Source organism: Paraburkholderia terricola (genome assembly GCF_003330825.1).
In the GTDB taxonomy this organism is placed as follows: Bacteria; Pseudomonadota; Gammaproteobacteria; order Burkholderiales; family Burkholderiaceae; genus Paraburkholderia; species Paraburkholderia terricola.
The window spans coordinates 2,727,859-2,753,894 of the sequence record NZ_CP024942.1 but is presented as its reverse complement, the minus strand read 5'-3'; the positions used below and the strand labels follow the sequence as shown (position 1 = coordinate 2,753,894).

The following is a 26,036-nucleotide window of genomic DNA, read 5'->3' as shown; positions in this document are numbered from 1 at the left end:
TTCATGGATGATTCAGGCCGTGCCGGAATCGGCGAATGCGTCGGCGGCGTTTTCGTCGGGGTTGTCGTCGGCGTTGTCGTCGATCTCGCTGTGCGGCGCGAACGCATCGGCGGCGGCCTCCAGTTCATTCGCCGACTGCTTGAGTGCGCGCGACACCGCGAGCCGCATCGCGCGCATCTGCGTGGCGAGGCTCGCGTCGATCGCGCCGAAATCCGATTCGCACAGGCAACTGCCCGGCTCCAGCCGCTTATCGGCCACCACGGAGAGCGGGAAAGGCCGGCCCGATTCGCGCCAGCGCGCGGACAGCCGCTCGAACGCGATGCAGGCCTTGTCGTAATCGACGGGACTGACGACGACCCGCAGCCACGTCGCGCCTTCGACGATCCGGTCCACCGCCGACAGCGCGCGCTCGAACAACTGGTCGGACTGCTGCACCTTCACGATCTGCTCGACGGCCACCGTCACGATGCCGGCAATGCGCTCGCGCATCTTCAACTGCGCGCGGCGCTGATCGGCGCCCGCTTCGCCGAGGCGCTCGACCCAGTCGGCGAGCGCGCGTTGCTCGCCGTCGCGGTAGCCGCGCTCGGCCGCGCGGTCGTATTCGTCGCGCGCATCCGCGAGTACGCCCGCCGCTTCGTCGTGCGCCGCCGCGACGATCGCCGCGGCTTCGTCGCGCGCGGCGGCGAGCAGCGCCTCGCGATCCGCGGCGAGCTGCTCGTAGCCGTCGCCGATTTCCATCAACGCGCCGAACGCGGCGCGCGGCACCACGTCCTGATGCGCGCCGACGTGCGCGCCCGCCGCCTCGGGCAGCATCCGGTCCGACCTCAGCCAAATAACCATGCCCACTCCGGAAGCAGTTCGGGAAGCCGCGCGACCAGTTGCGCCGTGCCGGCCGCGTCGAGTTCGCGCCCGCTCGCGCGCAGCCACGCCGCATCCGGCAACGCGTGCGGCAAGGCCAGCCGCAATAGCGGGCACGGCCTGGCGGCGGCCGGCGTGTCGCGGGCGAGCAGCGCGTAGCCTTCATACGCGAGTGTGTCCGCGTCGACTTCTTCGAGCGCGGGCAACTGTCCGCGCGAGACGAGGCGCGCCACATCGGGCGCATTCGCCGGGCCCGCCGCGCCTGCCGCCGTCAGCCGTTCGAGCGGCACGCCGACCCATTGCGCGAGGCGCTGACGGCTGCGTTTGTCGATCAGCTTGCGCACGTCCGCGCGCCGCAGCAGCAGCGCGCGCATGCGCAGCACGCGCACGCCGACCTCGACGGGCAAGGCGTCGAGCACGGCGGGATTCGGCGCGCGCAACGTGTCGAAGCCGGGCGCGTTCACGTTGGTCGCGCGCAGCAGCGCGCGCGAGCAGGCGGCGACACATGCACCGTGCGCGGTCGCGAGCGCGCCGCGCAGTCCGTCGAGCGACGCGCCCGACGCGCCCGCCGGCAGGTCGAGCGCCGCTTCGAACCACGACGGATGCGCCCAGCGCGCCGCTTCGCGCGCATTGCGCTCATAGGCGCCGAGCGCCGCCGCGGCGCGCGCGAACGGAAACGACGTCGACGGCGCCGTCATGTCGCCGATGACGATTTCGGCCGCCGCAGCCTGGCGAGCCACGCGCTAATTCGCGGACGAAGCCGGCTCGCCGCGCTGCTCACGGGCAGGCCGCGTTTGAGCCAGAGGAACAGGCTCGCCGCGCCGGCCACCAGCACGAGCGCGGCGGCCACGAGAATCGGCAGCGGCGCGGCCGCATGCATCTGCGACGGCTTCGACAGATCGACCGGATCGGCGGGCACGGTGGTCACGCTCACCGCGTCGTAGGTGAGCCCTTCGACGCTATGCATCACCAGCGTCTTGATCTGCGGCACCAGCGCGCTCGCATCCGAATCCGGCCGGTACTTGATGAACACCGACGCCGAGGACGGCTTGATCTGCTGCGCGAGCGGATCGTTGTTCGGCAAGACGATCTGCACGCGCGCGACGATCACACCATCGATCTTCGACAGCGTCGACGACAGTTCCTGCGACAAGCCGTAGATGAAGCGCACGCGCTCCTCGGTCGGCGTCGACACGAGGCCGTCGCGCTTGAACAGGCTGCCGAGATCGTCGTAGCGGCTGTGCGGCAGGCCGCGCTCGCGCAGCACTTGCATCGCGCGCACCATCTGGTTGCCGTCGACTTCGAGCATCCACGTCTTGCCGGCGTCGGCGGTCGCCTTGGACGCGTCGATGCCCTGTTCGAGCAGCGCCACGACCATCTCGTTCGCGTCCTGTTCGGTCAGGTTGCGGTACAGCTCCTTGTTGCACCCGGCGAGCAGCACGCAGGCGGCCAGCGCCGCGCAACATGCGCCGGTCCGCAGCGCGCGGGCCGTGACGAAGACACTCTGTGCGCGCATGGCCTACTGGTTCTTCATCAGGGTTTCGATCGACGATTTGGACGAGTTGACGACGCCCATCTTGGCCTGCATGTCGAGCTGGGTGGTCGCCAGTTCGAGCGTCGTCTTCATCGCGGCGGCGGTCATCTCGGGCAGCGACATGTTGCCCGCCTGGCTCGACAACGCGACCACGTCGTTCACCGACTGCTGCAACTCCGCGTCCTGCGTGACCGCCATCCTGGCGATGACATTGGTGTTCATGTCGTCGCCGTGGACCGGCGCGGCCATGCGCGGGTTCTGCATCATCGAGGCGAAGCGCTCGCCGGCCTGCTGCAACGCCGGGTCCGCGCCGGGCTGCGTGGCCGGCATGGAGGTGGCGGCCTGCAATGCGGCCTCGAATTGTTTGCTCGTGACGGGAAGTGTCATGTTCAGCCTCTCATCGTTCGATGCCCGCCGGCTTCGGCGGGTCGTGCTCAGATGCGCAGGTAGCCCTGCTGCCCGACGACGTCGTTCTGCGCGGCGGCGGTGGCCGCGGGCGCCGCCACGGGTTGCGCGGATTCGTCGGGCAGTTCGTCGTTCAAGGTCGCGATGGAGAGCGGCACCTCGAAGGTGCCGCCGTTGCGGTAGGTGCGGATCGCCTCGCGCAGATCCTCGCGCGCCGACAGCGCGCGCACCAGTTGGCGCGTGTCGCGGTCGGGATTCTGCGCCAGCGCCGCGCTCGCCCATTGCTGCCAGCCGGTGTCGCCCTTGACGGACAGACAGAAGGCGAGCAGCGCCTTCGCATACGAGAAATGCGGCGCCTCCTCGATCACGCGCGAGAACACGCGGATCGCGTCGTCCCAATGGCCGCGCTGCATGTACAGCACCGCTTCCATCGTGTCCAGTTCCGCCACCTGCGGGCGCAGCAGGCGCAACGCGTCGAGCACCAGTTCGATGTCGTACGGATCGGCTTCGAGCGTCGGGAAATTGTTGAGCAGCGCGCAGGACAGGCTATCGATCAGACCGCCCACGATGGCCTGGCTGCAGTTGAGGTAGTTCGGCGTGACGGTACTCATGGCGCAAGACTCCTGCGGATGAACATGTCGATGGATACGTCGCGAACCGCTGCGGCACGAACGACGTCCAGCCCCGGCCCGCTCCATGCGAGAGCGATGCGCCCAGGATACCGGCTTCGCACCGCCGGCCAACCGCGCGACGCGAAGAGAACACAGTTCGCGCGAAGCAGGAAGCCAAGCAGGGAGAGAAGCAGGAAGAGAAGCGGAAAGCGCCGCGCGAGCCGCGCGGCGTCGCTTCGCTTGCCGCATGCGGGCTTCGCATCGGCTGCGCGCCGCGCCGCCGGCCCCGCTACCGTCAGGCTTCGAGTGCGCCAATCCGCGACACGGCACGGCCTCGCGCACCCGGCCAACAGACCGGACCTCCATGAGCGAACAGAAGACCGAACAGCCTACCGACAAACGGCTGCGCGACGCCCGCAAGGACGGCCAGATATCGAAAAGCACCGATCTGGTCGAGGCGGCGACGATGGCCGTGGTGATCGGTCTGCTCGCGCTCGCGTCGGCGAGCTTCGCCGGCGCGTTGCGCGCGATCGTGATCACCGCGCTCGATTTCGTGCCCGGCCGCCACGACGAGCCGCTGATGTTCGGCCGGCTCTTCGAGCTAGGCAAGGAGGCGCTCGTCATCGTCGTGCCGTGCGCCGGCGCGGCGGCGCTGGCGGCGATCGCCGCGCTGCTTCCGCAGGTCGGCTTCCAGGTCGCGACCAAACCCGTCGTGCCCGATCTGAACCACGCGAGCCCGATCGAGGGCGTCAAGCGGATCTTCTCGTGGCGCACGCTGATCGACCTCGCGAAGATGATGATCAAGGCGGCCGTGATCGGCGTCGTGATGTGGGTGACGATCCGCTGGATGCTGCCGCTCATCGTCGGCTCGCTGTATCAGCCGCTGCCGGAACTGTCGAAGCTGTTCTGGGCGTTGCTGGTGAAGCTCTTCATCGTCGCGGCCGCGGTGTTCGTCGTGATCGGCGTGGTGGACGTCAAGCTTCAGCGCGCGCTTTTCATGCGCAAGATGCGGATGTCCAAGGTCGAGGTGAAGCGCGAGCGCAAGCAGATGGACGGCGATCCGAAGATCAAGGCGGAACGCCGCAAGCTCGCGCGCGAATTCGCGACCACGGCGGCGCCGCAGCAGCGGGTCGGCTTCGCCAACGCGCTGATCGTCAATCCCACGCATTACGCGGTCGCGATCCGCTATGCGCCCGACGAACATCCGCTGCCGCTCGTGATCGCGCGCGGCATGGACGAAAGCGCCGCGCAACTGCGGCGCTTCGCGCGCGAGGCGAACGTGCCGATCATCGGCAATCCGCCGGTGGCGCGCGCGCTCTACAAGGTCGGCGTCGACGAGCCGATTCCCGACGAACTGTTCGAGACCGTCGCCGCGATCCTGCGCTGGGTCGATGCGATCGGCGCACGGCGTGACGACGGCGGCGGCCACGACACGCAGCGCGCCGACATGGAGAATCGCGATGTTCAAGGCACTTAAGCTACCGGCAGGCGGTGAGATCGGCATCGCGATGCTGGTGGTCGCGATCATCTCGCTGATGATCCTGCCGCTGCCGCCGTTTCTCATCGATTTACTGCTCGCCATCAACATCACGATCAGCGTCACGCTGCTGATGGTGACCATGTACGTGCCGAACGTCGTATCGCTCTCGGTGTTTCCCTCGCTGCTGCTGTTCACCACGCTGTACCGCCTGTCGCTGAACATCGCGTCGACCAAGTCGATCCTGCTTCACGCCGACGCGGGCAACATCATCGAGAGTTTCGGCGAACTGGTGGTGGGCGGCAATCTGGTGGTCGGCATGGTGGTGTTCGTGATCATTACGACCGTGCAGTTCATCGTGATCGCGAAGGGTTCGGAACGGGTCGCCGAAGTCGGCGCGCGCTTCACCCTCGACGCGTTGCCCGGCAAGCAGATGAGCATCGACGCCGACTTGCGCGCGAATCTGCTCTCGCCTGAAGAAGCGCGCCGCAAGCGCGCGACGCTCGCGGTCGAGAGCCAGTTGCACGGCGGCATGGACGGCGCGATGAAGTTCGTCAAGGGCGACGCGGTGGCCGGGCTCATCATCACGCTGATCAACATCATCGCCGGCATCGCGGTCGGCATCGCGTATCACGACATGAGCGCGGGCGAAGCCGCCAACCGCTTCTCGATCCTGTCGGTCGGCGACGCGATGGTCTCGCAGATTCCGTCGCTGCTGCTTTCCGTCGCCGCGGGCGTGATGATCACGCGCGTGTCCGACGAGCGCGACGCGCGGCCGCTCTCGCTCGGCGACGAGATCGGCCGGCAGTTGTCGGCCAGCGCGCGCGCCCTCTACTTCGCGAGCCTGCTGCTGCTCGGCTTCGCCGCCGTACCCGGCTTTCCGTCGATGCTGTTCCTGCTGCTCGCCGCGATTCTCGCGTTCTCCGGCTATCGGCTGGGCAAACGTCAGCCGGCCGCGACCTCGCATGCGGGCGAGGCCGTCAGCGCGATGCAACGCGCCGGCTCGAAAGCCGACACGCCCGCGATCCTCACGCGCGCGCCGCAGTTCGCCTGCCCGCTCGGCGTGCGGATTTCGCCGGACCTCGTCGCGCGCCTGTCGAGCGCGGCGCTCGAGCGTTCGTTCGAAGCGGAGCGCGCCCGTCTGCAACAGGTGTTGGGCCTGCCGTTTCCCGGCATCACGATGTGGACGTGCGACACGCTGCCCGCCTCCAGTTGCGAACTGCTGATGCACGACGTGCCGTACTGCGCGATCGAACTGCCGCCGGGCAAGGTGATGCTGCCCGACCCGGCGCTGACGGGCACGCACGAACCGATGCCCGCCGAACTCGCGGCGCTCGCCGAGCGCGGCGAGAAACGGCGCGGGCTCGACGGCGGCGCGGGGCCGACCTGGTGGATCGACGAAAAGACGCTGCCGCCGAAGATGTCCGCGTGGCGCGCGGAGCAGGTGATCGCGCATGCGTCGGTGGCGATGCTGCGCCGGCACGCGTCGCTCTTTCTCGGCATCCAGGAGGTGCAATGGATTCTCGACCAGCAGAACGCCGAGTATCCGGGCCTCGTCGCCGAAGTGCAGAAAGTGCTGCCGCCGCAGCGCATCGCCGACGTGCTGCGCCGGCTGCTCGAAGAACAGATCTCGATTCGCAACGTGCGCAACATTCTCGAAAGTCTCGTGGTGTGGGGCGCGAAAGAGAAGGACATGCTGATGCTCACCGAGTACGTGCGCGGCGACCTCGCGCGCTTTCTCGCGCATCGCGCGGCGGCGGGAAGCCGGCAACTGCCCGCGGTGCTGCTGGATCTGCCGGTCGAGCAGCACATCCGCCAGGCGATCAAGCAGACGCCCACCGGCAATTTCCTCGCGCTGCCGCCCGACGAAGTCGGCTTCCTGATCGACCGGATCCAGTCGTTCGTCGGCGACACCCCGCGCGAAGGCGTCGCGCTCGTCACGTCGATGGACATTCGCCGCTACGTGCGGCGCATGATCGAGGCGCGGCTCGGCTGGCTGTCGGTCTACTCGTATCAGGAACTCGGCGACCATGTCGAACTGCAGCCGCTCGGCCGCGTGACCATCTAGCGCGAACGGCCCACACGCACATGGCGATCATCGAACCGCGTCCGCTGCGCATCATTCCGTCCGCCGCCGATACGCATCCGGCCGCGGATGCGGCGCGCGCGCGCCGCTTCGATTACGCGGCGCTGGTGCGGCGCGGGCGCGCGCAACGGCCGCCCGCCGAGGCCGGTGAAAGCGCCGGGTCCGCGCCCGCCGATGCCTCGGGCAGCGAGGCGGACAGCCGCCGCGCCCAGGCCGGCTGGCTCGCGGATGGACAGGACGACGAGGCCCAGGCCGAAGCGCAGGCGAGCGCTGACGACACCAGCGCGCCCGACGCCGGCGCACTCGCCCACGAAGCGTTGCTGCGCCGGCTGCCGGGCGCCACGCTACCGGCCATCGACGCGCTGTTTCGCACCCAGGGCCATTTTCTCGAACTCGCGCGTTCGCTGGCGCGCGAAGTCGCGGGCTTCTGCGGCGACCCCGCCGTCGCGGACGCCGGCAACTGGGAGGTACGCATGCCGCTCGATAGCCGCATCCTGCCGGACACGACGCTGTATCTGTCTCTTTCGCGTTTCCTGTTGTCGCTTCGGTTCGACACGGGCGGCATCGAGACCCGGCAGCTACTCTTCGACCACAGTGCCATGCTCGAACGCGAGCTGGACTCGCTTCTACGCGCGTGGGGCACGCCCCGCGATATCGAACTGACGGTGTGGTGAGCGCACCGTTTTCCAGGCCGACGCTGGCCGTCACTTCCGCCGACCGCTGCATGGATTATTCGATCGTCGAAATGCCGGGCGCCGACGTTGCCGGAGCGCAACCCGCGGATGCCGCTCATGGCGCTCATCGCGCAAACACCGCCGCCGCGCCGATCACCGCGTTGCCGATCCGCGCGGTGCCGCCGCTCGCGGCGCGCGCCGCGCGGCTCGTGTGCAACGCGCGGACCGCGCAGCTTCTCGGGCATGCGGCGGGCGTCAACGAATGGCAGGCGACGGTCGATGTCTCGCCCTCTCAGGCTCACGCGCGCTTCGAGCAGCCCGGCACGCTCGAACTCGCGCATCCGTCCGGCGAGATCCGGGTCGTGTTCGACCTTGCCGCGCATCCGGCGCTCGAGATCGCCGCGTCTCCGGCCGGCCAGGGTCCGGCCGTGCCCGGCGACACCGCCCGCGCGCTGCGCGCCGCGGTGGCCGGCGTGCTGCTCGATCCGTTGCTGCAGCGGCTCGCGTCGCTCGGGCTGACAGGCGTGCATGTCGCGCAACTGGTGCGAGGCGAGCCGCGCGAGGCCGCCTCCGCCGAGGTCGCCGCGATCGATCTGACGCTCACTTTCGACGGCCGGCCTTACGCGGCCCGCGTTCTGCTTGGCCGCGCGTTGCTCGACACGCTCGAAGCCTTGCATGCGACGCGCGGCGCGGCGCTCGCCGCCGCGACACGCGCGTTGGCGAGCTCGTCCGAACGTTCCGCGGGTCTTGCCGGCAGCCTCATACCGGGAAGGCTGATACTCGGCCGGCGGCGGCTGCCGGTCGACACGCTGCGCGCGCTCGCCCCCGGCGACGTGCTGCTGCGCTCGCTCGCCGGCACGCTGCGCACGGTGCTCGCCCGCGCCGGCGAGGGCGCGAGGGAAGCCGCCACCGGCATCGTGGCCTGGGGCACCCCCGGCCTGATGCGGGTCCATGCACCGGTCAGCATCGACGGTCTCACGCTATCCATCACGAAGGAGCCCACCATGACCGATGAGCTGGATCCCGTTCGTCCGGACGATCTGCTTGCGCCCGATCAACACGCCAACGCGATCGAAATCGGCGAACTCGATCTACCCGTCCAGTTCGAAGTGGATACCGTGGCGCTGCCGCTCTCGCAGCTCTACGCGTTGCGCCCCGGCTATGTGCTCGAACTGCCGACGCCGGTGGCCGACGCGCAGCTCAAGCTCGTCACGCACGGCCAGACGATCGGCTACGGCGAACTCGTCACGGTCGGCGATCACCTCGGCATCCGGATTCTGCGCATGGCGCACGGCGATGGTCCAGTTCAGTGACTTCACGGGCCTGCTGATCGTCATCATCGCGATCAGCCTCGTGCCCTTCGTCGCGATGGTGGTGACCTCCTACGCCAAGATCGTCGTGGTGCTCGGCCTGCTGCGCAATGCGCTCGGCGTGCAGCAGGTGCCGCCGAACATGGTGTTGAACGGCATCGCGATTCTGGTGTCGCTGTACGTGATGGCGCCCGTCGGCATGCAGGCGATGCAGTCGATGCAGGGCCAGCCGGTGGCCGGGCAGCCGACCCAGGCGCTGATCCAGGTGTTCAGCGCCGCGCGCGAGCCGTTCCGCGTGTTCCTGCAGAAGCACACGAACGAGCGCGAGAAGCGCTTTTTCATGCGCTCGGCGAACGTGGTGTGGCCGAAGGAGAACGCGGCCAGCCTGCATGAAAACGACCTGATCGTGCTCGCGCCCGCCTTCACGCTCACCGAACTGACCGACGCCTTCAAGATCGGCTTTCTGCTTTACATCGCGTTCATCGTGATCGACCTGATCATCGCCAACGTGTTGCTCGCGATGGGCCTCAACCAGGTGACGCCGACCAACGTGGCGATCCCGTTCAAGCTGCTGCTGTTCGTCGTGATGGACGGCTGGTCGACGTTGATTCACGGCCTCGTGATGACCTACCGCTAGCGCGGCATCGCACTTATCGCACTGACTCGCGGAAACTGCTCGCATGGATATCGACACGCTTGTTCGCTTCACGACCCAGGGCATGCTGCTGTGCATGTACGTGTCGCTGCCGATCGTGATCGTCGCGGCGCTGGTGGGTCTGGCCGTGTCGTTTCTGCAGGCGATCACGTCGATGCAGGATCAGACGCTGTCGCATGGCGTGAAGCTGATCGCCGTGACGATCGCGATCGTGATCGCCGCGCCGTTCTCGGCGGCCGCCATCCTGCACTTCGCCAACGAAATCATGCACACGGCGGTGCCGCAATGACGCGGATCTCCACGCCGTCCCCCGCGCCGGCGGACCAGCCCGAACTCGCGCGCGAACAGGCCCGCAACGATGCCGGCGCACGCGCCGGCGCGCAGTTCGCCGCGCTGTATCGCGGCACGACCCGCTTCGCCTATGCACGCACGCGCAGCGCGAGCGCGCGCCGCGCGTTGCTCGCGCGGAAGCTCCGCATGGCGGTGCCGCGGCCCCTCGTGGCCGCGGGCGAACCGGCGCGCGGCGCGGGTGCGGGAGGCAGTGGCCGGATCACGCGCGATGGCGGCGGAGGAAGCGGCGGACAGTCACAGCATGGGCACGATGGTGGCGACAGCAGCGGTAACGGCAACGGTAGCGGACACGGCGGCACGGCATCGTCGCGCGGCGAGGTCGGCATACGCAGCAGCGGCAAGACCGAAGTGCCGCTGCCCCGGCGCGGCGCGTTGCAGACGTTTGCCGCGTCGCAGCCGCCCGATGCCGATCTGTCGCAAACATTGCCGAAGCTGTGGTGCGACGCGTTGCTCGCGTTGCGCGACGAGCTTGCGGCCAATCCCGAAGCGCGGATCGATGCGCGTGTGCATGAGCGCTTCATCGATCTGCTTACCGTGCGGCGGCAGTTGGGCGGGGCCGACGCGGCTAGCGGCAGCGACGGCGACCTGGGCGCGTGGCGTCAGCGTCTGATCGACGCCAGCTCGGCGCGGGCGCAGCCGCCGAAGACGATGTCCGCTGCGGGAGCGACGCCAGGAGAACCCGGACGCGTCGGGCGTCTGAACCTGCTGATGCTGCCGCTGCTGCTGATGTACAGCCGGCCGGCGACGCCCGCGATGCGCGAGCGCGCGCTCAACCTTCGCACGCTTCAGCGCGGCGCGGCCGTCGCGGCGGGTGCGGCGGACAAATCGCGCTGACGATACGCCGCGCAGTTTCGCATTCCCGTTACGCGCTTCACATTGCGCGCGAGGCCATCGTGCCGCACGCGTCGCTGCCGGCCGGTCGATCCATCGCGCTTCACATTGCGCGCGAGGTCATCGTGCCGCACGCGTCGCGGCCGGTGCGCCCGACCCATCGCGCTGACGCCGACGTCGACGCCGACGCCGACATGAGGCCAACCGTGACGCCGCGCAGTTTCGCATTCCTGGTACCCGCTTCGCATTGCGTGCTTGCCCGTCATGTCGGACCGCTAGAGTAGGTGTCGATCGGCGCCCCATGCGCGCCGCCCCTTCTCGATCTACAGGCGCTCCATGACGAAGCTGCTGCGAATCCTGACTGGCACGCATGCCGGCGCGGAATTGCGCCTCGGTATCGGCACGCACCGGATCGGCGCGGACGACGATGCCGACATCCGCATCTCCGACTGGCGCGGCGACGACGTGCTGCTGGGCGTCGACGAAGGCGGCATCGTCACCGCGCGCCGCCTGACCCCGGTCACGGTGGAGGCGGACGACGCGGCGAACGCGCGGCAAGGCGAACCGGCCGATCTCGACGAGGAACCGGGCACGGTCATCCTGATCGAGTTCGTGCCGATGCAGTTCGGCGACACGGTGTTGTGCGTGGGCTCGACCGACGCGGCCTGGCCGAGCGACCTCGATTTGCTGTCGACGCTGCTCGTCAAGCCGGACGAAACGCGGCGCGCCGCCGAGCGCTCGCGGCGCCGCAAGATGACCGGCATCGTCTCCGCCTGCGCGATGCTGGGCGGGGTGATCGTGATCGGCTGCGTGCTGCTGACCACCGTGGTGAGCCGCGCGGCCCTGCCGCACGATGCCGGCGATCTCGCGCAGCGTGTGAACGTGGCGCTGCGCGCGGCGCATATGAAGGAACTGAACGCGCAGGCGCGCGGCTCGACGGTGAGCGTCACCGGAATGGTCGCCACGCCCGAGGAAGACACGCAAGTGCGCAAGCTGTTGATGCGGATTTCGTCGACCGGCATCGTGCGGCGCTACGACATCGCGCAGAACGACGTGCGCAACATGGAGGATTCGCTCGCCATGCCGGGCGTGAAGGTCGCCTATGTGGGCCGCGGCGCGTTCGAGATTTCAGGCAAGGTCGCCAATCCGCGCGATGTCGAGAGCGCGCTGTCGCGCATGCGCCGCGATCTCGGCGAGAACGTCAAGGATCTGCGCGTGCGCGTCGTGCAATCCGAGGACGGCATGCCGTTGCCGACGGCCTTCTCGCTCGTGATGTCGTCCGACGATGTGCGCTACGCCGAAACGCCCGATGGCGTGAAGCATATCTACACGACGCCGGAAGCGGCCGCCGCGGCCTCCGGTCCTGAAGCGGCGGCGTCGGCCCCGGCCACCGAGATGTCCGCCGCTGATACACCCGCCGCTGCCGCCACCGACACGCCCGCCGCTGCCGCGGCGGCATCGGGCACGCCCGTCGTCATCACCACGGGCGCGGCGCGCGGCGTGATGCAACCCGTCGAAGACATCGCCGCCGAGCCGCCCGCGCCGGCGCAGGCCAGGACCACGGCGTATCTGCCATTACCGAAGTGAGGTTCCGAGATGACCAACATGTATGCGCCGCTCGAAGCGTGCGCCACCGATTTCAACGATCTGCAGAAGACGCTCGCGGACCCCGACGGCGGTCCGCGGCTCGCCGCGATCCGCGAGGCGCTGGAGGCCACGGCGAAGAACGTCGGCGAAACGAACGGCGCGACCGAACTGGATCGCAACAATCTCGCGAAGCTGTACCGTGGCCTGCTCGCAGCGAGCAGGATCGTCGCGCAGCTCGCGGACAAACGCGGCGCGGCGTGACGCGCGCGGCACCTGGCTAGCCCTGTCAGGCGGCATCCGCGCCGCGAGGCAGAGCAGCATTTTCAACCTGAGAGTGAGGAGGTCTTATGGCTGTCGCAGGCACAATCGGAGCCATGCAGGGGATGGCGGCACAAGGGAGCGCCGGAGCCTTGGGCGCGGCCCAGGCGACGTTGCAACTGTCGCTGGCTGGCGCATTGGCGAACGTCGTGAAAGGGATGGGCCAGGCGGTCCAGAGCGGTACGGGACACTGACGGGCGTTCTTTCGGCTCGACAGCGTTCGACACCCTCGGCATCGTCGGGGTGTGCTCATCCCGCCTTACCGGCCGGCCCGCGGAGCACCGCGCGCGCCGGCCGTTTTCATCGCGCGCGCCGGTCATGCCGGCCGCCCCTCCCTTTGCCCGCACCCGCCCTTGGATACCAACGACACGTCCGAACGCTATGCGCAACTGATCCGCGACCTGTGCGCGACCGTGGGTCTCGCGGACGCCGAGCATGTGCTGCGCACGCGCTCGATCGAAGTGGAAGGCTTCGACGTGCGGCTTGAATACTTCGAGAACGATCTGGAGGCCATGTACGCCAACTTCCACTACGGCACCGTGACGGCGGGCCGCACGCTGGTCGTGTTCCGGCTGATGCTGGAGGCGAATCTGCTGATCTACGCGCAGGACCAGGCGCAACTCGGACTCGATACGGATACGGGCGGGATCGTGCTGGTGCTGCGCGTGCCGATGACCTATGACGTCGACGGCAATACGCTGGCCGATCTGCTCGCCCACTACGCGGAGCATGGGCGGTACTGGCGGCAAAGCATCATCGAGTCGACGGATGAGATGTTCGAAGGCATCGTCGCCGGCGAGTTTGTCTGGCTGCGGGCTTGAAGGGATGATGCGTGCGGTTGCGGTTGCGGGTGCGGGCGCGGGAATGACGGTGATGTGGATGAGGCGTCGCGGCAATGCGGATGGCCGCGCATTGTCGGATGCCGCGGGCATGCGTGGATGAGCTTGTGTTTCTCGGCGGTCGACGGGCCGGGTAGGCGGCAATGCGGATGTGCCGCGATCATCAGATGACGCGGGCATGCGTGGGTGTGCTTGTGTTTCTCGGCGGGCGCCGGCCAGGCAGGCGGCCACGCGAATGGCCGCGGTCATCAGATGCCGCGGCCATACATGGGTGTGCTTGTATTTCTCTGCGGTTGCCGGGCCGGGTGGGCCCGGGCGCGTCGACGGCGTTAGGGATCGTTAGTGCGTCGCACCGTGAATCGTTTCGCCGGCACGTTGCATCACGCTAGCCAGCGCCATGAGGTGCTGGTGCTGGTCGAGTGCGTTGGCCGGGTTGAGACCGGGGTCGAGCATCGGCCCCGCGAGTTGCGGCTGCACATCCGAAGACGGCACCGGCAACGGCACGCGGCGCTGCGTGACCAGGACATCGCGCAGAGCGTCATTCGGCAGGTTATCGCCGGCTTTCACGGCCGCCTGGTTGATCAGCGATTTCTTCGACATCGGCACCGGCAGTCTGTCGCCGTCCGTTGCCGTGCTGAACGCGCCGGGTTTGCGTGCGGCGCCGAGGCCGCGCAACGCGGCGAGTTCGCCGCGCAGCGCGACGGCGGTCGGCGTGACGGGAACGACGGCACTGTCCGCGCCCGTGCGCGCATTGTCGTTCGTGCTGTCGACGCGGCCGACGCTCCCTACGGGCAGCGCGGTGATGGCTTGGGTGCTCACGATTGGACTCTCCATCTCTCCATCATTTCGGCGCGGCAACGAACCCATGCCGCGGATGTCACCACGTTAGCGTTGTGCGTCGGCACGCGGCGAGCGCGGCACGAAGTCGCGACAGGTGATGCGAAGCACGCCGGGACGGTTTGAGGGATACGCGAATCGGTGGGACGCGTGTCGCGCGCCCCGCTCGGCGCCACCGACCGCACTCGACTCACTCGGCTCACTCGACCTCATTCGCCACACTCGACCTCATTCGCCACACTCGACTCACTCGGCTCACTCGGCTCACTCGACCTCATTCGCCACACTCGACCTCATTCGCCACACTCGACCTCATTCGCCTCATTCGCCACACTCGCCTCACTCGACTCACTCGACTCACTCGACTCACTCGCCTCACTCGCCTCACTCGACTCACTCGACCTCACTTGATTCACTCGCCGCGTTCGACCGCGCTCGTGCAACGCCAACCCGCACGTTCGCATTAGCACATGCCGCTTCGCGGCAATCCGCTCAGCACGCCCGCCGGCGCTGACAATGGCTCGATCCGATGCATGGAGGCGACCCATGTCGACATTCCGCTTTCCCGGCCTGATCGAGTCGGACGAGTTGCTGATGCGGCCGCCCGAGCCACGCGACGCGCAAGCCCTGTTCGACGACATGCTGAGCGACGTCGCCACGACACGCGACCTGAGTTTCGCGCGCCACACGCAACTCGACGAGACCCTCGCGTTCATCGACGAAGCGCAGGAAGGCTGGCGTACCGGCACGCTCATCCGCTGGGTGCTCGAAGACCGCGCCAGCGGCCGTCTCACCGGCCTCATCGAACTGCGGCCGCATCCGCCGCGCGTCGAACTCGGCGTCGTCATCAGCCGGCGCGGCGGCGCGCGGCGGCGGCGCGCCGGCCTGTATGCGCTGCGCAAGCTGCTCAAGTGGCTGATCGCGCAGCCGCCGTTCCTGCGCATCTTCGCGTACTGCGCCGTCGACGGCGATGCGCACAGCAGCATGGAGCGGCTCGGCTTCACGCTCGAAGCGAAGCTGAGGAACCACGAATGCCGCCCGAATCTGGGGCTCATCGCCGCCGACAGCTACCTCTATGCGATGACCCGTCCGCTGCATCCGCCGTCCGACACGCCAGCGATCCGCTGGCTCGAAGAGCACACGAGTCTCGAAACGATCTGAGGCGGCAACGCGCGGCTGGAGGTGACAATTGCCGGCCTGCTGACCCCTCACCCCGCTCACCACAACCGAGCGCTCGCCCCAGCGCTTCGCATTTCAGCGCATGCATTCGGGTTGCCTCACACCCGGCGAAAATCGCCGGCCCGCTGCCCCCTCATCCCAGCACGCCGCGACGAACTGCTCACCCCAGCGCTTCGCATTTCAGCGCATGCATTCGGGCTGCCTCGCCCCGGCGAAAATCGCCGGCCCGCTGCCCCCTCATCGCAGCGCGCCGCGACGGAATGCTCGCCACGGCGCTTCGTCTTTCAGCGCATGCATTCGGATCGCCTCGCCCAGGAGACAGTTATCGGCCGGCAGCCCCCTCATCGCAGTTCACCGCAACGGAGCGCTCGCCCCAGCGCTTCGCATTTCAGCGCATACATTCGGATCGCCCCGCACCCCGCAAAACGGCATGACACATTCGAAGACGATAGTGCAACGCGGCTCCCTCCTACCGCGTCGTCATGTCCCGTCATCGCCGTATCGATGTTTCGCCTGTCCCGCACCTGAGCGAGGCCGCAGCCGACGCACCCGCCCCGGTCACGGCCGAAACGGTCAAGCCGACGCCGCGCGGATGGTCCGGCTGGCTGCGCGCCGCGTTGCCGCGTCCGGCGCGGATGACCGGCGCCCGCCGCGTCGAGTTCAGCACCGCGCTGTTTCAGCACAGCACCCACGGACGCTCATCCGGACCGGAACATCATGCGGACGGCGACAGCCGTTTCCCGCCCGCCGGCAAGAGCCGACATGCGCGACGCGAAACGAGCCCGTTCGCGGCCGCCGCGCACGTGACGGCGCCCGCAACGGTGTCGCCGTCCGCATCGAGCGAAACATGCGGGCAGGCAGCCGACCCGCCCGCGCGGGAAGCCGCCGCGTCATGGCGCGCGACGCCGCTCGACGCGATCGTCTCGCGTGACGACCTCGCCGCCTACGTGCAACAGCAATTCACGGACGGCGCGCCGGACCACGCCGGCGAAGCCCACGCACTCGCCGCCCGGCTGCACGATTTGTGCCGCTCGAAAACGTCGCCCGCCGAGCATGCCGCCGCGGCGGTCCTATCCGGACGGCATGCGCGCCCGCCCGAAGCGACCGACGGCGGCTACCCGGACGCGCTCGCGGCATCCCGCGGCGCGTTGCTTGCGCAGGCGCTCAAGCTGGCCGGCGTGACGGATCTCCGCGCCGCGCCTATCGCTTTGCAACGCATCGGCATGCTCGACTTCACGGCGCCGCGCCGTCGTCGTTTAGATGACCCGGCAGAGTGCGAAGCCTGGCGCGCCGCGCGCCTGCTCGCGCGCTCCGGTGTCGGGCGCGAGGTGCTCGACGCCTTGCGCGCAGCGACTCCCCAGACTCCACCGACTCACCACGACGAGCTGCACCGCTTCGGCGTCGAAGCGCTGCTGACGAGCTGCGACGCGCTCGATCCGGCCCGCCACGCCGATCCCCACGCCAGGCCCGATGGCGCGCCAGGCGCCGTCGCCGCGCGCGCGGGGCTGGTCGCGAACCCGCCGCTCACCGCGGACGAGCCCGGCGTCACGGCGCTCGCCAAGCGCGCGTTCGACGCCGCCGCGACCCTGCTCGAACACGGCCGCGACGCGTTGACGCCCGACCAGAAAGGCGCCCTCTTCGCGTGGCGGCAAGCGTTCACCGAAGACGGCCGGCACACCGATCTGTCGCAGGCCAGGCAGCGTCTCGGGCGGTTCGCGGGCAAGACCATTGCGCGAGTCGGCGAAAAGCGCTGGAAGACGCTGCTGCCGCGCATGTTTCGCGGCAAGCACGGTTCGCCGCTGTCCGCGCTGCGCTTCGGCACGCAGGGCGTGCCGCGCAAGACGATCGCGCAGGAGCGCGCGAAGCTGCGCGACACCTTGCAGGCGGCGTTGGCGCAACTCAAGCGCAATCCGGCGATGGACCCGCGCGCTGCGCTCGCTCACGCACGGCCCGAGGCATCGCTGGCGGAACTCGCGGCGCTGCATGTGTGGCTGGAGCGCGGCGGCTTTCCGCCCGGCCGTCTCAGCGACGCGACGCTGCGCGCGATCGCCGAGCGGGCTCACCAGATGGCGGATGAAGCGACGCGGTTGCACGATCCCACGGCGTCGCCGCCCTCGCCTGCCGCCGGCGTCAAGGTGCCGCGCCGCATCCGTGCCCGCGTGCGCGCGACCACCGCGCACTGGCTCGAGATGACGCCGCAGGAACTCGCCAGGACCAAACCATTCCGGTCGATCGCCAAACGGCCGTTCACCGTCGAGCGGCTCGCGGTGTGGGGCAAGGTCGCCCATGTGCCGCACGACGCGCCGTTCTGGAACACGGTCGACGAACTGCGCGCGCTCGTCCGGCACGACGGCGCGTCGAGACCGGCGGACAACGTCGACGACGTTCGCCAGACGCTGCTCGACGTGGTGAGCAATCTGCAGTCGGGGCAGCGTCTGCGGCTCACGGACGGCGGTCGCCAGGGGCTCAGCACGCGCGGCCTGAACGTGACGGTGGAGACGCTGCTGAAAGGGCACGCGGTGCCGGTGTCGCCGCGCGTGGACCTGCGCGCGTCGCGTACCCGCGAGGCCGTCGTCGAGGTGAGCCGTTCGACGCACGGCGTGTCGCTGTTCGTCGGCACGTCGAAGTCGAGCATGCATCACGTCGGCGCCGGCCTGCTGGTCGGCTATGACATCGAGACGGCGCTGACCACCGTGCGCGCGGGCCTCGTCACGAACGTGATCCTGCATGCGCGCGAGTTGTCGGAGCCGCGCGGCGTGTCGCTCAGGGTGGCGCGCCGGCTGCGGCCGGACGGGACCGGTTACGACGACGATGCGATGCGCGCGAAACTCGCGGCGCTGGTCGGGCATCTGTTCGACGAAGCGGCCGGCGCGCACGACGACGGGCCGGCCGGCGTGTGGAACCGCCTCGCACAGCGCTACTGGGACGACCCCGACGTGTCGCTCAGCTGGACCGACGGCCACGCGAGCAACCGGCGCCGCGGCGCCACGCTCGACGTGAACGCAACGGTCAAGGTGGCGAGCCTCGGCGGCGAAGCCGCGCGCGATCCGCACACGGGCAAAAGCGTGCGGCATCTATCGGCGCGCGCCGGTCCGTCGGCGGGCGGCGGCTGGGAACGCTCGCGGCAGAAGGCCGATATCGTGGAGCGCAGCGGCCGTGTGCGGATCGACGAACATCGGGTCGGGCTCGGCAGCCAATGGCAGGTGCGCGGGGCCATCGCGCCGGGCTTTTCGCATCCAGTGGGCGCGGACGGCCGGCGCTCGGTCGGGCTGTTCTCGATCGACGCGCCGGCCGCGACGATGACGCTGCGCGAACGCAACCGCTCGGCCAAACGGCTGCTGGTGCGCGAGGACGGCAGGCTCAGTCATCGCGGCTGCATCCTCGACGTCGAATATCTCGACGCCCGCACGTACACCCGCGCCGTCGACGAGGCGCGCGCCGAACTGGTCGCCCTGTTCGCGGCGCCGATCATCGCGCGACGCCGCAAGGAAGGACCGCCATCGCGCGGCCGTCACGCGCGGCCCGAGCCCGCGCCGGAAGTGCTGGCCGCGCAACGCATCGACACGCATCTGGCGGCCGTGCGCCGGAACCAGCGGGCGAACCTGACCTATGTGCGGCGCTACCGGCTGCGCCGGTACGCCGCGCTGCGGCTCGACGCCAACACCGCGACGCTCGATCAGTCGGGCGACGATCCGCAACTGAAGGAGCGCATCGACGCGGCCAATGCCAGGATTCTCGACGACCCGGCGTCATGGATGCCCATCGAACTGAAGGTGAAGGAGCGCAACGCCAATGCCCGCAGCTTCGGGCCGAACGTGGTGCTGCAACTCACCACGCGCATGGGCGCGGTCGGCGATCGCGAGATCGTCACCGAGGGGGTGCCGTTTAGTGTGCTTGAAGCGCTGGACCGGTAGGAATTGGGCGTTGGTCGGGGCGCTTCGTGACCGAGGGGTGCCGTTTAGCGTGCTTGAAGCGTTGGACCAGCGGGCGGCGGTCCTTGACCGACGCGCTTCGCGACCGAGGGGGGGCCGTTCTGCGTGCTCGAAGCGTTGGATCCGTGGGAGTCGGTCGTTGGCCGGGGCGCTTCGTGACCGAGGGCTTGCCGTTCTGCGTGCTCGAAGCACTGAACCGGTAGGCGCCGCTCATTGGCCGGCGCACTTTCGCGGGCCGCGCGGTTCGCTCGACCGGCGCGGGGTTCGCATCGTCGACACGACGCCGTGCGCCGCTCGCCACAATCGCCAGATTGAGCCGCTCTGGCGGCGCGGGAGAAATCATGTCCACTCCAGTCGGCGACGGCTCGCAAGCACGCGGGTCTCATTGGTCGCAAGGGCCTCAGATGCCCCAAGGGCCGCAGGGACCTCAGGCTCCGCATGGTCCGCATGGACCCTATGGTCCGCACAATCCGGGCGCGCAGCCGGGCGGCGCTCAGCCACGGCCGTCGGCGGGTGCGCGGTTGGACAGTCTTTTGGGCGCGATACGCGCTCGCGCCACAGGCGCGGGGCAACAGGCCCAGTGGGGGCCGCCGCATCCGCCCGGTGGCGCGGGCGTCCCGCCTCCGGGCGGTATGGGCGCGCAGCAGCCCGGCATGGGCGGTGCGCCGCATCCGGGGGGCGCAGCGGGCGCAACGGGTGCTCCGCCTCCGGGCGGTGCCGGTGCGCCGCAATACGGTGTGGGTGGCGCGCCGCCTCCCGGTGGTCCCGGTGCGGGTCCGTGGAACGCCGGCGCGGCAGGTGGTCAGAACTCCGGCTATCCAGGCGCGCAGTACGGCGGTAACGCGTCGGGTCCCTGGCAGTCGGGCCCTTACGCGCAGCAATACTCGGCCATGGTTCAACCGCAATCCGGGCGACGGAGCTATCGGCCTCTTGCCGCGGTCGCCGGATTTGTTGGCGTTTCATTGCTGTCATTCGGACTAGCGAGCGGTGGCATGGGCTCGTTGGCGATGATCGGGATCATGGGCCTCGGCGCATGGGGTTACTGGAAACAGCACAAGTCGATGGCGCAACGCAGTGATGCCAACGCCTATGGTCCGCGATACGGGGGGTACGGCCAGTGGCAACCGCCCCCTAATGGCGCGCAGCAACAGCAGGGATGGCAATCCGGTGGATGGCAACAGCCGCAGCAGGCGCAACCGCCGTATGGTGCGCCGCAGCCGCAGCCGCAGCCGCCGGCGCAAGCGCCCGCGGGTGCGCCCGCTTCGAGGCCGCAGGCGCAGCCGCCGTATGGCGCACAGCAACCACCAGCCCAGCCGTCCTCGGGCACATCCGCTTCGTGGCGGCAGCCACAGCCGCCCGCGCAGCCGCCCTATGCCCCTCCGCAACCGCCAGCCCAACCGCCCTCGGGCACGCCCGCTTCGTGGCGGCAGCCACAGCCGCAGCCGCCGTATGCCCCTCCGCAACCGCCAGCCCAACCGCCCTCGGGCACGCCCGCTTCGTGGCAGCAGCCACAGCCGCAGCCGCCGTATGCCCCTCCGCAACCACCAGCCCAACCGCCCTCGGGCACGCCCGCTTCGTGGCGGCAGCCACAGCCGCAGCCGCCGTATGTCCCTCCGCAGCCACCGGCCCAAGCGTCCTCGGGTGCCTCCGCTCCGTGGCCGCGGCCACAACCGCAGCCGCCCACGCAGTCACCGTATGGCATGCCGCAACCGCCTTCCCCGCAGCCCTGGGGGACTTCCCAATCGATGCCAATGCGAGGTTCCCCGCCGGTCCCGCCATCGCAGACACCGCCGCCACACGTGGTGCGTCTTGAACGTCTCGACCAGCCGCCACGGCCCGCTCCACCTGTGGAAAGGCTCGCGATCGAAGCCGCTCCCGCCAGCCCGCCGCGCGCCAATCACGATGACGATGACGATCACGGCGACGATCCGCCACCACGCGCATGAGCCTCACCCGGACGCCGCCATGAACCCGCGCATCGTCCGCATCTGATGCCGATGCTTGCCGGTTCGCGAAATCGCATGCGATTTCGCGGGCGGCGATCCCGCGCGTTTGCCGCCCGCTACGCTGAAATCCGGCCAACGCTATTCACATCGCCATGTCGCTTGCCCCCAGCGTGCAGCAGTTCCTCGCGCGGCGCATGAGCGCCGGCGCGCAAAACATCGACGCCATCGAGCTGCGCGATGCGCGCCAACGGTTCGACTACTACACGCCGCTCGGCGACGTGGCGCCGCGTCCGCTCGCGGCGATCGAGGACCTGACGATCGACACGCGTGACCACGCGTCGCTCGACGCGCGCGTCTACTATCCCGCGCCCGCGTGCTGGGCCGATCCGCAGCCGGCGCTGCTGTTCTTCCATTCGGGCGGCTATGTGGTCGGCAGCGTCGCGGCCTCGGATGCGTTGTGCCGCATGCTCGCCGCCGACACCGGTTGCGCGGTGGTGTCGGTCGGCTATCGGCTGGCGCCCGAGTACCGCTTTCCCTATGCGGTCAACGACGCGATCGACGCACTGCGCTGGCTGCATCGGCAGGCTGCATCGCTCGCGATCGACGCCACGCGGCTCGCCGTCGGCGGCGAGAGTTCCGGCGCCACGCTCGCCACCGTTTGCGCATTCAGCGCGCGCGATGCCGGCATACCGCTCGCGCTGCAACTGCTGATCTACCCGGCGGTCTCGGGCGGCATGGACACCGCGGCGCATCGCCTTTACGGCGACGGCTATTTTCTGTCGCTCGATGTGATCCGCTGGATTCAGAGCCACTATCTCGCGAGCGCCGATGATCGCCGCGACTGGCGCTTCGCGCCGCTCGACGGCGATCGCGAGGCGCCGGCGGACTGGCGCGGTCTCGCGCCGGCGTGGATCGTGTCGGCGCAGTACGACCCGCTGCAGGACGAGCACGCGCGCTACGCGGAAAAGCTCGAGCTGCATGGCAACCGGGCGGAGGTGGTGTATTACCCCGGCATGATCCATGGCTTCTTTTCGATGGGCGGGATGATCCCCGAAGCGGCGCTCGCGCATCGCGACGCGGCCCGTGTGTTGCGGACCGCGCTGCGGCTGCCTTGACGTCCTAATGCGTTGACGGGCGAACGCTCTAGCGCCTGGCGCGCGCGGTTCGGGCGAAGCCGCCCGCATTTCGCGTCATTCGCCGCGTCCGCACGCCGGGCGCATCACGCCGCCGTCGGCGTGCCGGGTTTGCTTCGTGCCCACCTGAGCAGAGGGCATGTCACGCAAGGTCGCGGACACCCGCTCCCGTGTGCGGCGGACCGCGCTGCGGCTGCTTGACGCCCTAATGCGTTGACAGGCTAACGCTCTAGCGCCTGGCGCGCACGGTTCGGGCGAAGCTGCCCGCATTTCGCGTCATTCGCCGCGTCCGCACGCCGGGCGCATCACGTCGCCGTCGGCGCGCCGGGTTTGCTTCGTGCCCACCTGAGCAGCGGGCATGTCACGCGACGTCGCGGACACCCGCTCGAAACCCTCGGACACGGCCCGCTCGTCGCCGCGCATGCTCTGCTTCATACCTGCCTGAGCAGCGGGCGTGCCGCGCGAGGTCGCGGACACCCGCTCGAAACCCGCAGACACAGCCCGCTCGTCGCCGCGCACGCTCTGCTTCACACCCGTCTGAGCAGCGCGCATGTCGCGCGGCGTCGCGGACACCCCTTCGATGCCCGCGGACGCGGCCCGCTCGTCGGGCAGCATGTTCCAGCGGCGCAGGATCGCGGCGATCTGCCTCGCGTAGCCGTCGCGCAGCGCGGGCGTGGCCGAGTGATAGGCGCCCACCGCGGCCCAGGTATTGCCGTACTTCACGATCTGCCGCCGCAACTGCCACGCCGCGATGTAGATGTTCTTGCACGGCGACATCAACGCATCGCGCGCGATGCCGTAGCGCGACAGCGTGGCGAGGTGGATCGAATTGATCTGCATCACGCCGTAATCGGTCGAGCCGTTCGCGTTCAGATGGGTCGCGCCGGGCTGGTTGCGCGACTCCTGCCACGCGATCGCGCGCAGGATCAGCGGGTTGACGTGCTGATACGCGGCGGCATCGTCGAAACAGTTCGCGCGGGCCGGCAGCGCCGCGCCCGATCCGCAGACGAGCGCGGCGATCACGCACGCCCGCAGGCGCGCGACGCAGCACACGCGCGTGCGATACGAGCCGCCACGTTGTTCGTGCCGGGACAGGGGATGAAAAGGCGCCACGATGATAGGCCGGATCATGCGGATAGCGGGCATGCGAGTCGTTCTGGTCTCGCATGATGCGCGAAGCCGCGCAACAAGAAACGGCGCACGCGAACACGTGTGCCTCCAATGCGAAGCAGGACTCGACGGCACGTTCACGGGCCGCTTCATCGTGCGTATGATTCCATCGCCACGCTCACGCGAAACGCGTCGCCGGCTACCCGCGACGATCATCGCGCCGGCGCGCGACACGCCGCGAGCAGCACGCGACGCAGGCCATCACTTCCCTGCAAAAACGGGCGCCTGGCCGGCGCACATCGACGGCCATCCGACGAGGTCATCGCATGAATCAGAACATGGAGCGCGATGCCGCCGCGGGCGACGCGATCACGCCTACGCTTTTCGACATCGACGACGTCGTGGTCGATCCGGAAACCGTGGCGTCCACCGCCTTCGTCGCGCCGGGCGCGACGCTCGCTTCGCTCGCGCACGAACTCGCCACCGCGGCCGATGGCGCGACGCGGCGCGCATTGATGGACGCGGCGCTTGCGCGCGCCGGGTTCGACTCGCTGTGCTATGTGCGAATGCTGCGCATCGGCGAGCAGGTCACGCAAGCCGCGTGGCTGGAGAGCTACTCGCCCACCGGCTGGGCAAGCCGCTACTGCCGCGAGAATTTTTTCGCGGTCGATCCACGCATGGCGACCGCTTGCCACGTCGAGTGGCCGTTCACGTGGGACATGAAACGGCTCGCCGAAGCCGCGGCCACCACGCGCAACGCAGCGGCGACACGGCGCTTCGCGGATGCCGCAATCGACGCGGGTCTGCGCAGCGGCGTGTGCCTCGGCATCGTCACCGCCAACCGGTTCGAGCGATGCGTCGTCGCCTTGTCGGGCGCGCAGCCGGCCGACGCCTGGAAAGACTCGAACGCCGGGACCGCCATCGGCGCCGCCTATGCGTTGGCGGTCGGCGTCCATACCCTCGTCGACGCCTACGCGAGCCGGCTGCTGCCGCGCTATCACGCGAACGATCTCAGCGAAATCCAGCGCGCGGTGCTGCGCGATATCGGCCACGGCAAAAACGATCGCGAGATCGCCGCCGCTCTCAAGCTTGCTCCGCGCTGCGTAGCGCAACATGTTCGCGAGTTGCAGGCGCGCTATCACGCGCGAAACCGGACCCAGCTTGCCTACGTCGCGGGCGGCATCCTGAACGGCCAGGCGAGTGATGCGCCGACGCGCCAAACCTGAGCGGCGGCCCCCTTCGCCCCTCTAGCGCAAACCCATGCTGCCGGCGATGAACGCCAGTTCGGCGCGAGTCGTCGCGCGGTATTTCCGGCGCAGCGCACGCAGGTGATAGTCGACCCGGTGTTCGCTCGTGCGCAGCCGCAGCGCGATCTCCCGATTGCCGAGGCCGCTCACGACGCCCATCAGGATGCGCGCCTCCGTATCCGACAGCGCGGCCGGATCGCCGGGCCGCGCGCGGTGCAGCGAGAGACCGATCGTGAGCGCCTGGGCGAGGACCACGTCGCTGATCCAGTCGGAGCGGCTGCGTCCCGCGCCGAGGCTGACGATCGCCCGCACGTCCCGCGCGCCGGTGGTGAACGCGAACATCACGCCGCTGCCGACCTGCTCGCGCGCGAGTTCGTCGAAGAGGCCGTGCAATTCTTTGGGTGAACCGTTGCGCGACCACGCCTGCGCGAGCCAGCGGCTGTCCCAGACGAGCGGCGCGTTGTGGCGCAATGCCGCGCGCAGTCGTGGATCGTGGAGGTGATAGCCGGCGCGAAAATAAGCGCTGCCCGGATGCGCCGGCACGTCCACCCATTTGGAGGACCAGCGCGCCGCGGCGTCGCCCTCGAACTGAACGAAGCCGTTGGCAAACGACGTGAAGCCGATGATGTTCCACATCGCGCTCGCCATTCGCAGACGCTCCTGTGGATGACCCGCGCCGGCGAGATCGAGGGCGAGCCGGGTGTCGGCGATGCATGAGCCCGGACTGTCGAGGCATGCGTTGCCGTCTTCACGCGAAGCCGGCGGCAGGTCCGCGTCCGCGTCCGTTGCCCGAGCCGAGCGCGCACGCTTGAAGCGCGATGCCTGCGGCGGCGACTCGACCCACGCATGAGCTTTTCCCGATCTGACCATCTTCGCGCTCCTCCGACATCGCGCCCCTCTGTGCGCCCATGTGCGTTGTTGAACGAAAGTGCCGGCGCGCGCGGCGTTCGACGGCGCCGCGATCCGCGCGAGGCGTGAACGGGAATTATGGCAGCGGGGTCGACGGCCGGCTTGCTGGAGATTCGTAGTCGATGCGCATCGGAGGAATGTTCGCAACGGACGGCCGCAAGCGCGGGGCGGGGTCGCGTGCGGCCGCGTTGTGGGTTGGGTTGCGGG

Annotated in this window: 22 protein-coding genes and 1 pseudogene; 15 read left to right on the top strand and 8 right to left on the bottom strand. The window is 69.3% G+C overall.

Going from position 1 to position 26,036, the window contains the following annotated elements:
• Nucleotides 1–12: 12 nt before the first annotated feature.
• From sctL to CUJ90_RS30950, 5 genes are read right to left on the bottom strand one after another with little or no spacing between them, the layout of a single operon-like run.
• Entirely contained in the window at nt 13–840 is an 828-nt protein-coding gene (gene sctL / locus CUJ90_RS30970) for a type III secretion system stator protein SctL (RefSeq protein WP_073428335.1), read from the bottom strand.
• The gene (locus tag CUJ90_RS30965) at nt 825–1,598 is read right to left on the bottom strand and encodes a type III secretion protein HrpB4 (protein WP_227470538.1); all 774 of its coding nucleotides are present in this window, start codon (nt 1,596–1,598) and stop codon (nt 825–827) included. Before CUJ90_RS30965 ends, sctL begins: the two co-directional genes overlap by 16 nt.
• The gene (gene sctJ, locus CUJ90_RS30960; RefSeq protein ID WP_083082339.1) at nt 1,553–2,374 is read right to left on the bottom strand and encodes a type III secretion system inner membrane ring lipoprotein SctJ; all 822 of its coding nucleotides are present in this window, start codon (nt 2,372–2,374) and stop codon (nt 1,553–1,555) included. Before sctJ ends, CUJ90_RS30965 begins: the two co-directional genes overlap by 46 nt.
• A 3-nt stretch (nt 2,375–2,377) precedes the next feature.
• Nucleotides 2,378–2,779, bottom strand: coding sequence for a type III secretion protein HrpB2 (locus CUJ90_RS30955; RefSeq protein ID WP_073428336.1), 402 nt, complete (start codon nt 2,777–2,779; stop codon nt 2,378–2,380).
• A gap of 47 nt (nt 2,780–2,826) precedes the next feature.
• Nucleotides 2,827–3,408 (bottom strand): HrpB1 family type III secretion system apparatus protein, encoded by a 582-nt coding sequence (locus CUJ90_RS30950; RefSeq protein WP_073428337.1) that lies wholly within the window; start codon nt 3,406–3,408, stop codon nt 2,827–2,829.
• A gap of 364 nt (nt 3,409–3,772) precedes the next feature.
• Here CUJ90_RS30950 and sctU point away from each other — a divergent pair, with 364 nt between their 5' ends.
• The 10 genes from sctU to CUJ90_RS30895 all read left to right on the top strand — a co-directional run bounded on the left by sctU (nt 3,773) and on the right by CUJ90_RS30895 (nt 13,518).
• Complete coding sequence (sctU, locus tag CUJ90_RS30945) at nt 3,773–4,885, top strand: type III secretion system export apparatus subunit SctU (RefSeq protein ID WP_073428338.1); 1,113 nt, start codon at nt 3,773–3,775, stop codon at nt 4,883–4,885.
• Nucleotides 4,869–6,953 carry a type III secretion system export apparatus subunit SctV gene (gene sctV, locus CUJ90_RS30940; protein WP_073428339.1) on the top strand — a complete coding sequence of 695 codons (2,085 nt, stop codon included), beginning with the start codon at nt 4,869–4,871 and terminating at the stop codon, nt 6,951–6,953. Before sctU ends, sctV begins: the two co-directional genes overlap by 17 nt.
• Nucleotides 6,954–6,973: 20 nt before the next feature.
• Complete coding sequence (gene sctP / locus CUJ90_RS30935) at nt 6,974–7,645, top strand: type III secretion system protein SctP (RefSeq protein ID WP_073428340.1); 672 nt, start codon at nt 6,974–6,976, stop codon at nt 7,643–7,645.
• On the top strand, nt 7,642–8,958 hold the full coding sequence (gene sctQ / locus CUJ90_RS30930) for a type III secretion system cytoplasmic ring protein SctQ (protein WP_227470540.1): 1,317 nt from the start codon (nt 7,642–7,644) through the stop codon (nt 8,956–8,958). Before sctP ends, sctQ begins: the two co-directional genes overlap by 4 nt.
• Nucleotides 8,942–9,592, top strand: coding sequence for a type III secretion system export apparatus subunit SctR (sctR, locus tag CUJ90_RS30925; protein ID WP_073428341.1), 651 nt, complete (start codon nt 8,942–8,944; stop codon nt 9,590–9,592). The genes sctQ and sctR overlap by 17 nt, the downstream gene beginning before the upstream one ends.
• A gap of 43 nt (nt 9,593–9,635) precedes the next feature.
• Nucleotides 9,636–9,899: a type III secretion system export apparatus subunit SctS gene (sctS, locus tag CUJ90_RS30920; RefSeq protein WP_073428342.1), complete on the top strand. Its 264-nt coding sequence runs from the start codon at nt 9,636–9,638 to the stop codon at nt 9,897–9,899.
• Nucleotides 9,896–10,795, top strand: a complete 900-nt coding sequence (locus CUJ90_RS30915; protein ID WP_073428343.1) for a hypothetical protein — start codon at nt 9,896–9,898, stop codon at nt 10,793–10,795. Before sctS ends, CUJ90_RS30915 begins: the two co-directional genes overlap by 4 nt.
• 333 nt (nt 10,796–11,128) lie before the next feature.
• Nucleotides 11,129–12,379: a secretion protein gene (locus CUJ90_RS30905; protein WP_114164552.1), complete on the top strand. Its 1,251-nt coding sequence runs from the start codon at nt 11,129–11,131 to the stop codon at nt 12,377–12,379.
• Between the two features lie 18 nt (nt 12,380–12,397).
• On the top strand, nt 12,398–12,640 hold the full coding sequence (locus tag CUJ90_RS30900) for a type III secretion protein (protein ID WP_073428482.1): 243 nt from the start codon (nt 12,398–12,400) through the stop codon (nt 12,638–12,640).
• Between the two features lie 410 nt (nt 12,641–13,050).
• A complete protein-coding gene (locus tag CUJ90_RS30895) occupies nt 13,051–13,518 on the top strand; it encodes a CesT family type III secretion system chaperone (protein ID WP_073428346.1) in 468 nt (155 codons plus the stop codon).
• A gap of 357 nt (nt 13,519–13,875) precedes the next feature.
• Here CUJ90_RS30895 and CUJ90_RS30890 read toward each other — a convergent pair whose 3' ends face one another.
• Entirely contained in the window at nt 13,876–14,355 is a 480-nt protein-coding gene (locus tag CUJ90_RS30890) for a hypothetical protein (protein WP_143031920.1), read from the bottom strand.
• A 564-nt stretch (nt 14,356–14,919) separates the two neighbouring features.
• Here CUJ90_RS30890 and CUJ90_RS30880 point away from each other — a divergent pair.
• The 4 genes from CUJ90_RS30880 (at nt 14,920) to CUJ90_RS30865 (ending at nt 22,545) form a co-directional block, all read left to right on the top strand.
• On the top strand, nt 14,920–15,534 hold the full coding sequence (locus CUJ90_RS30880; protein WP_073428349.1) for a GNAT family N-acetyltransferase: 615 nt from the start codon (nt 14,920–14,922) through the stop codon (nt 15,532–15,534).
• Between the two features lie 500 nt (nt 15,535–16,034).
• Nucleotides 16,035–19,466, top strand: a complete 3,432-nt coding sequence (locus tag CUJ90_RS30875; RefSeq protein ID WP_114164550.1) for an autotransporter — start codon at nt 16,035–16,037, stop codon at nt 19,464–19,466.
• Nucleotides 19,467–21,293: 1,827 nt separating this feature from the next.
• The gene (locus CUJ90_RS32540) at nt 21,294–21,476 is read left to right on the top strand and encodes a hypothetical protein (protein WP_143031919.1); all 183 of its coding nucleotides are present in this window, start codon (nt 21,294–21,296) and stop codon (nt 21,474–21,476) included.
• Nucleotides 21,477–21,582: 106 nt separating this feature from the next.
• Complete coding sequence (locus CUJ90_RS30865; RefSeq protein ID WP_073428352.1) at nt 21,583–22,545, top strand: alpha/beta hydrolase; 963 nt, start codon at nt 21,583–21,585, stop codon at nt 22,543–22,545.
• Nucleotides 22,546–23,151: 606 nt separating this feature from the next.
• Here the strand turns inward: CUJ90_RS30865 and CUJ90_RS30860 are convergent.
• Nucleotides 23,152–23,598: pseudogene (locus CUJ90_RS30860) on the bottom strand (lytic transglycosylase domain-containing protein); the annotation flags it as partial.
• 401 nt (nt 23,599–23,999) lie between these two features.
• Between CUJ90_RS30860 and CUJ90_RS30855 the strand changes: the two are divergent.
• On the top strand, nt 24,000–24,899 hold the full coding sequence (locus CUJ90_RS30855) for a helix-turn-helix transcriptional regulator (RefSeq protein WP_073428353.1): 900 nt from the start codon (nt 24,000–24,002) through the stop codon (nt 24,897–24,899).
• Between the two features lie 21 nt (nt 24,900–24,920).
• Here the strand turns inward: CUJ90_RS30855 and CUJ90_RS30850 are convergent, their stop codons facing one another.
• A complete protein-coding gene (locus tag CUJ90_RS30850) occupies nt 24,921–25,790 on the bottom strand; it encodes a helix-turn-helix transcriptional regulator (protein ID WP_073428354.1) in 870 nt (289 codons plus the stop codon).
• Nucleotides 25,791–26,036 lie beyond the last annotated feature (246 nt).

Bases quoted from the DNA above. Each gene is read 5' to 3' on its own strand.
- sctL (WP_073428335.1), bottom strand. From the start codon at position 840: ATGGTTATTTGGCTGAGGTCGGACCGGATGCTGCCCGAGGCGGCGGGC.
- sctJ (WP_083082339.1), bottom strand. From the start codon at position 2,374: ATGCGCGCACAGAGTGTCTTCGTCACGGCCCGCGCGCTGCGGACCGGC.
- CUJ90_RS30955 (WP_073428336.1), bottom strand. From the start codon at position 2,779: ATGACACTTCCCGTCACGAGCAAACAATTCGAGGCCGCATTGCAGGCC.
- CUJ90_RS30950 (WP_073428337.1), bottom strand. From the start codon at position 3,408: ATGAGTACCGTCACGCCGAACTACCTCAACTGCAGCCAGGCCATCGTG.
- sctU (WP_073428338.1), top strand. From the start codon at position 3,773: ATGAGCGAACAGAAGACCGAACAGCCTACCGACAAACGGCTGCGCGAC.
- sctV (WP_073428339.1), top strand. From the start codon at position 4,869: ATGTTCAAGGCACTTAAGCTACCGGCAGGCGGTGAGATCGGCATCGCG.
- sctP (WP_073428340.1), top strand. From the start codon at position 6,974: ATGGCGATCATCGAACCGCGTCCGCTGCGCATCATTCCGTCCGCCGCC.
- sctR (WP_073428341.1), top strand. From the start codon at position 8,942: ATGGTCCAGTTCAGTGACTTCACGGGCCTGCTGATCGTCATCATCGCG.
- sctS (WP_073428342.1), top strand. From the start codon at position 9,636: ATGGATATCGACACGCTTGTTCGCTTCACGACCCAGGGCATGCTGCTG.
- CUJ90_RS30915 (WP_073428343.1), top strand. From the start codon at position 9,896: ATGACGCGGATCTCCACGCCGTCCCCCGCGCCGGCGGACCAGCCCGAA.
- CUJ90_RS30905 (WP_114164552.1), top strand. From the start codon at position 11,129: ATGACGAAGCTGCTGCGAATCCTGACTGGCACGCATGCCGGCGCGGAA.
- CUJ90_RS30900 (WP_073428482.1), top strand. From the start codon at position 12,398: ATGTATGCGCCGCTCGAAGCGTGCGCCACCGATTTCAACGATCTGCAG.
- CUJ90_RS30880 (WP_073428349.1), top strand. From the start codon at position 14,920: ATGTCGACATTCCGCTTTCCCGGCCTGATCGAGTCGGACGAGTTGCTG.
- CUJ90_RS30875 (WP_114164550.1), top strand. From the start codon at position 16,035: ATGTCCCGTCATCGCCGTATCGATGTTTCGCCTGTCCCGCACCTGAGC.
- CUJ90_RS30865 (WP_073428352.1), top strand. From the start codon at position 21,583: ATGTCGCTTGCCCCCAGCGTGCAGCAGTTCCTCGCGCGGCGCATGAGC.
- CUJ90_RS30855 (WP_073428353.1), top strand. From the start codon at position 24,000: ATGAATCAGAACATGGAGCGCGATGCCGCCGCGGGCGACGCGATCACG.
- CUJ90_RS30850 (WP_073428354.1), bottom strand. From the start codon at position 25,790: ATGGTCAGATCGGGAAAAGCTCATGCGTGGGTCGAGTCGCCGCCGCAG.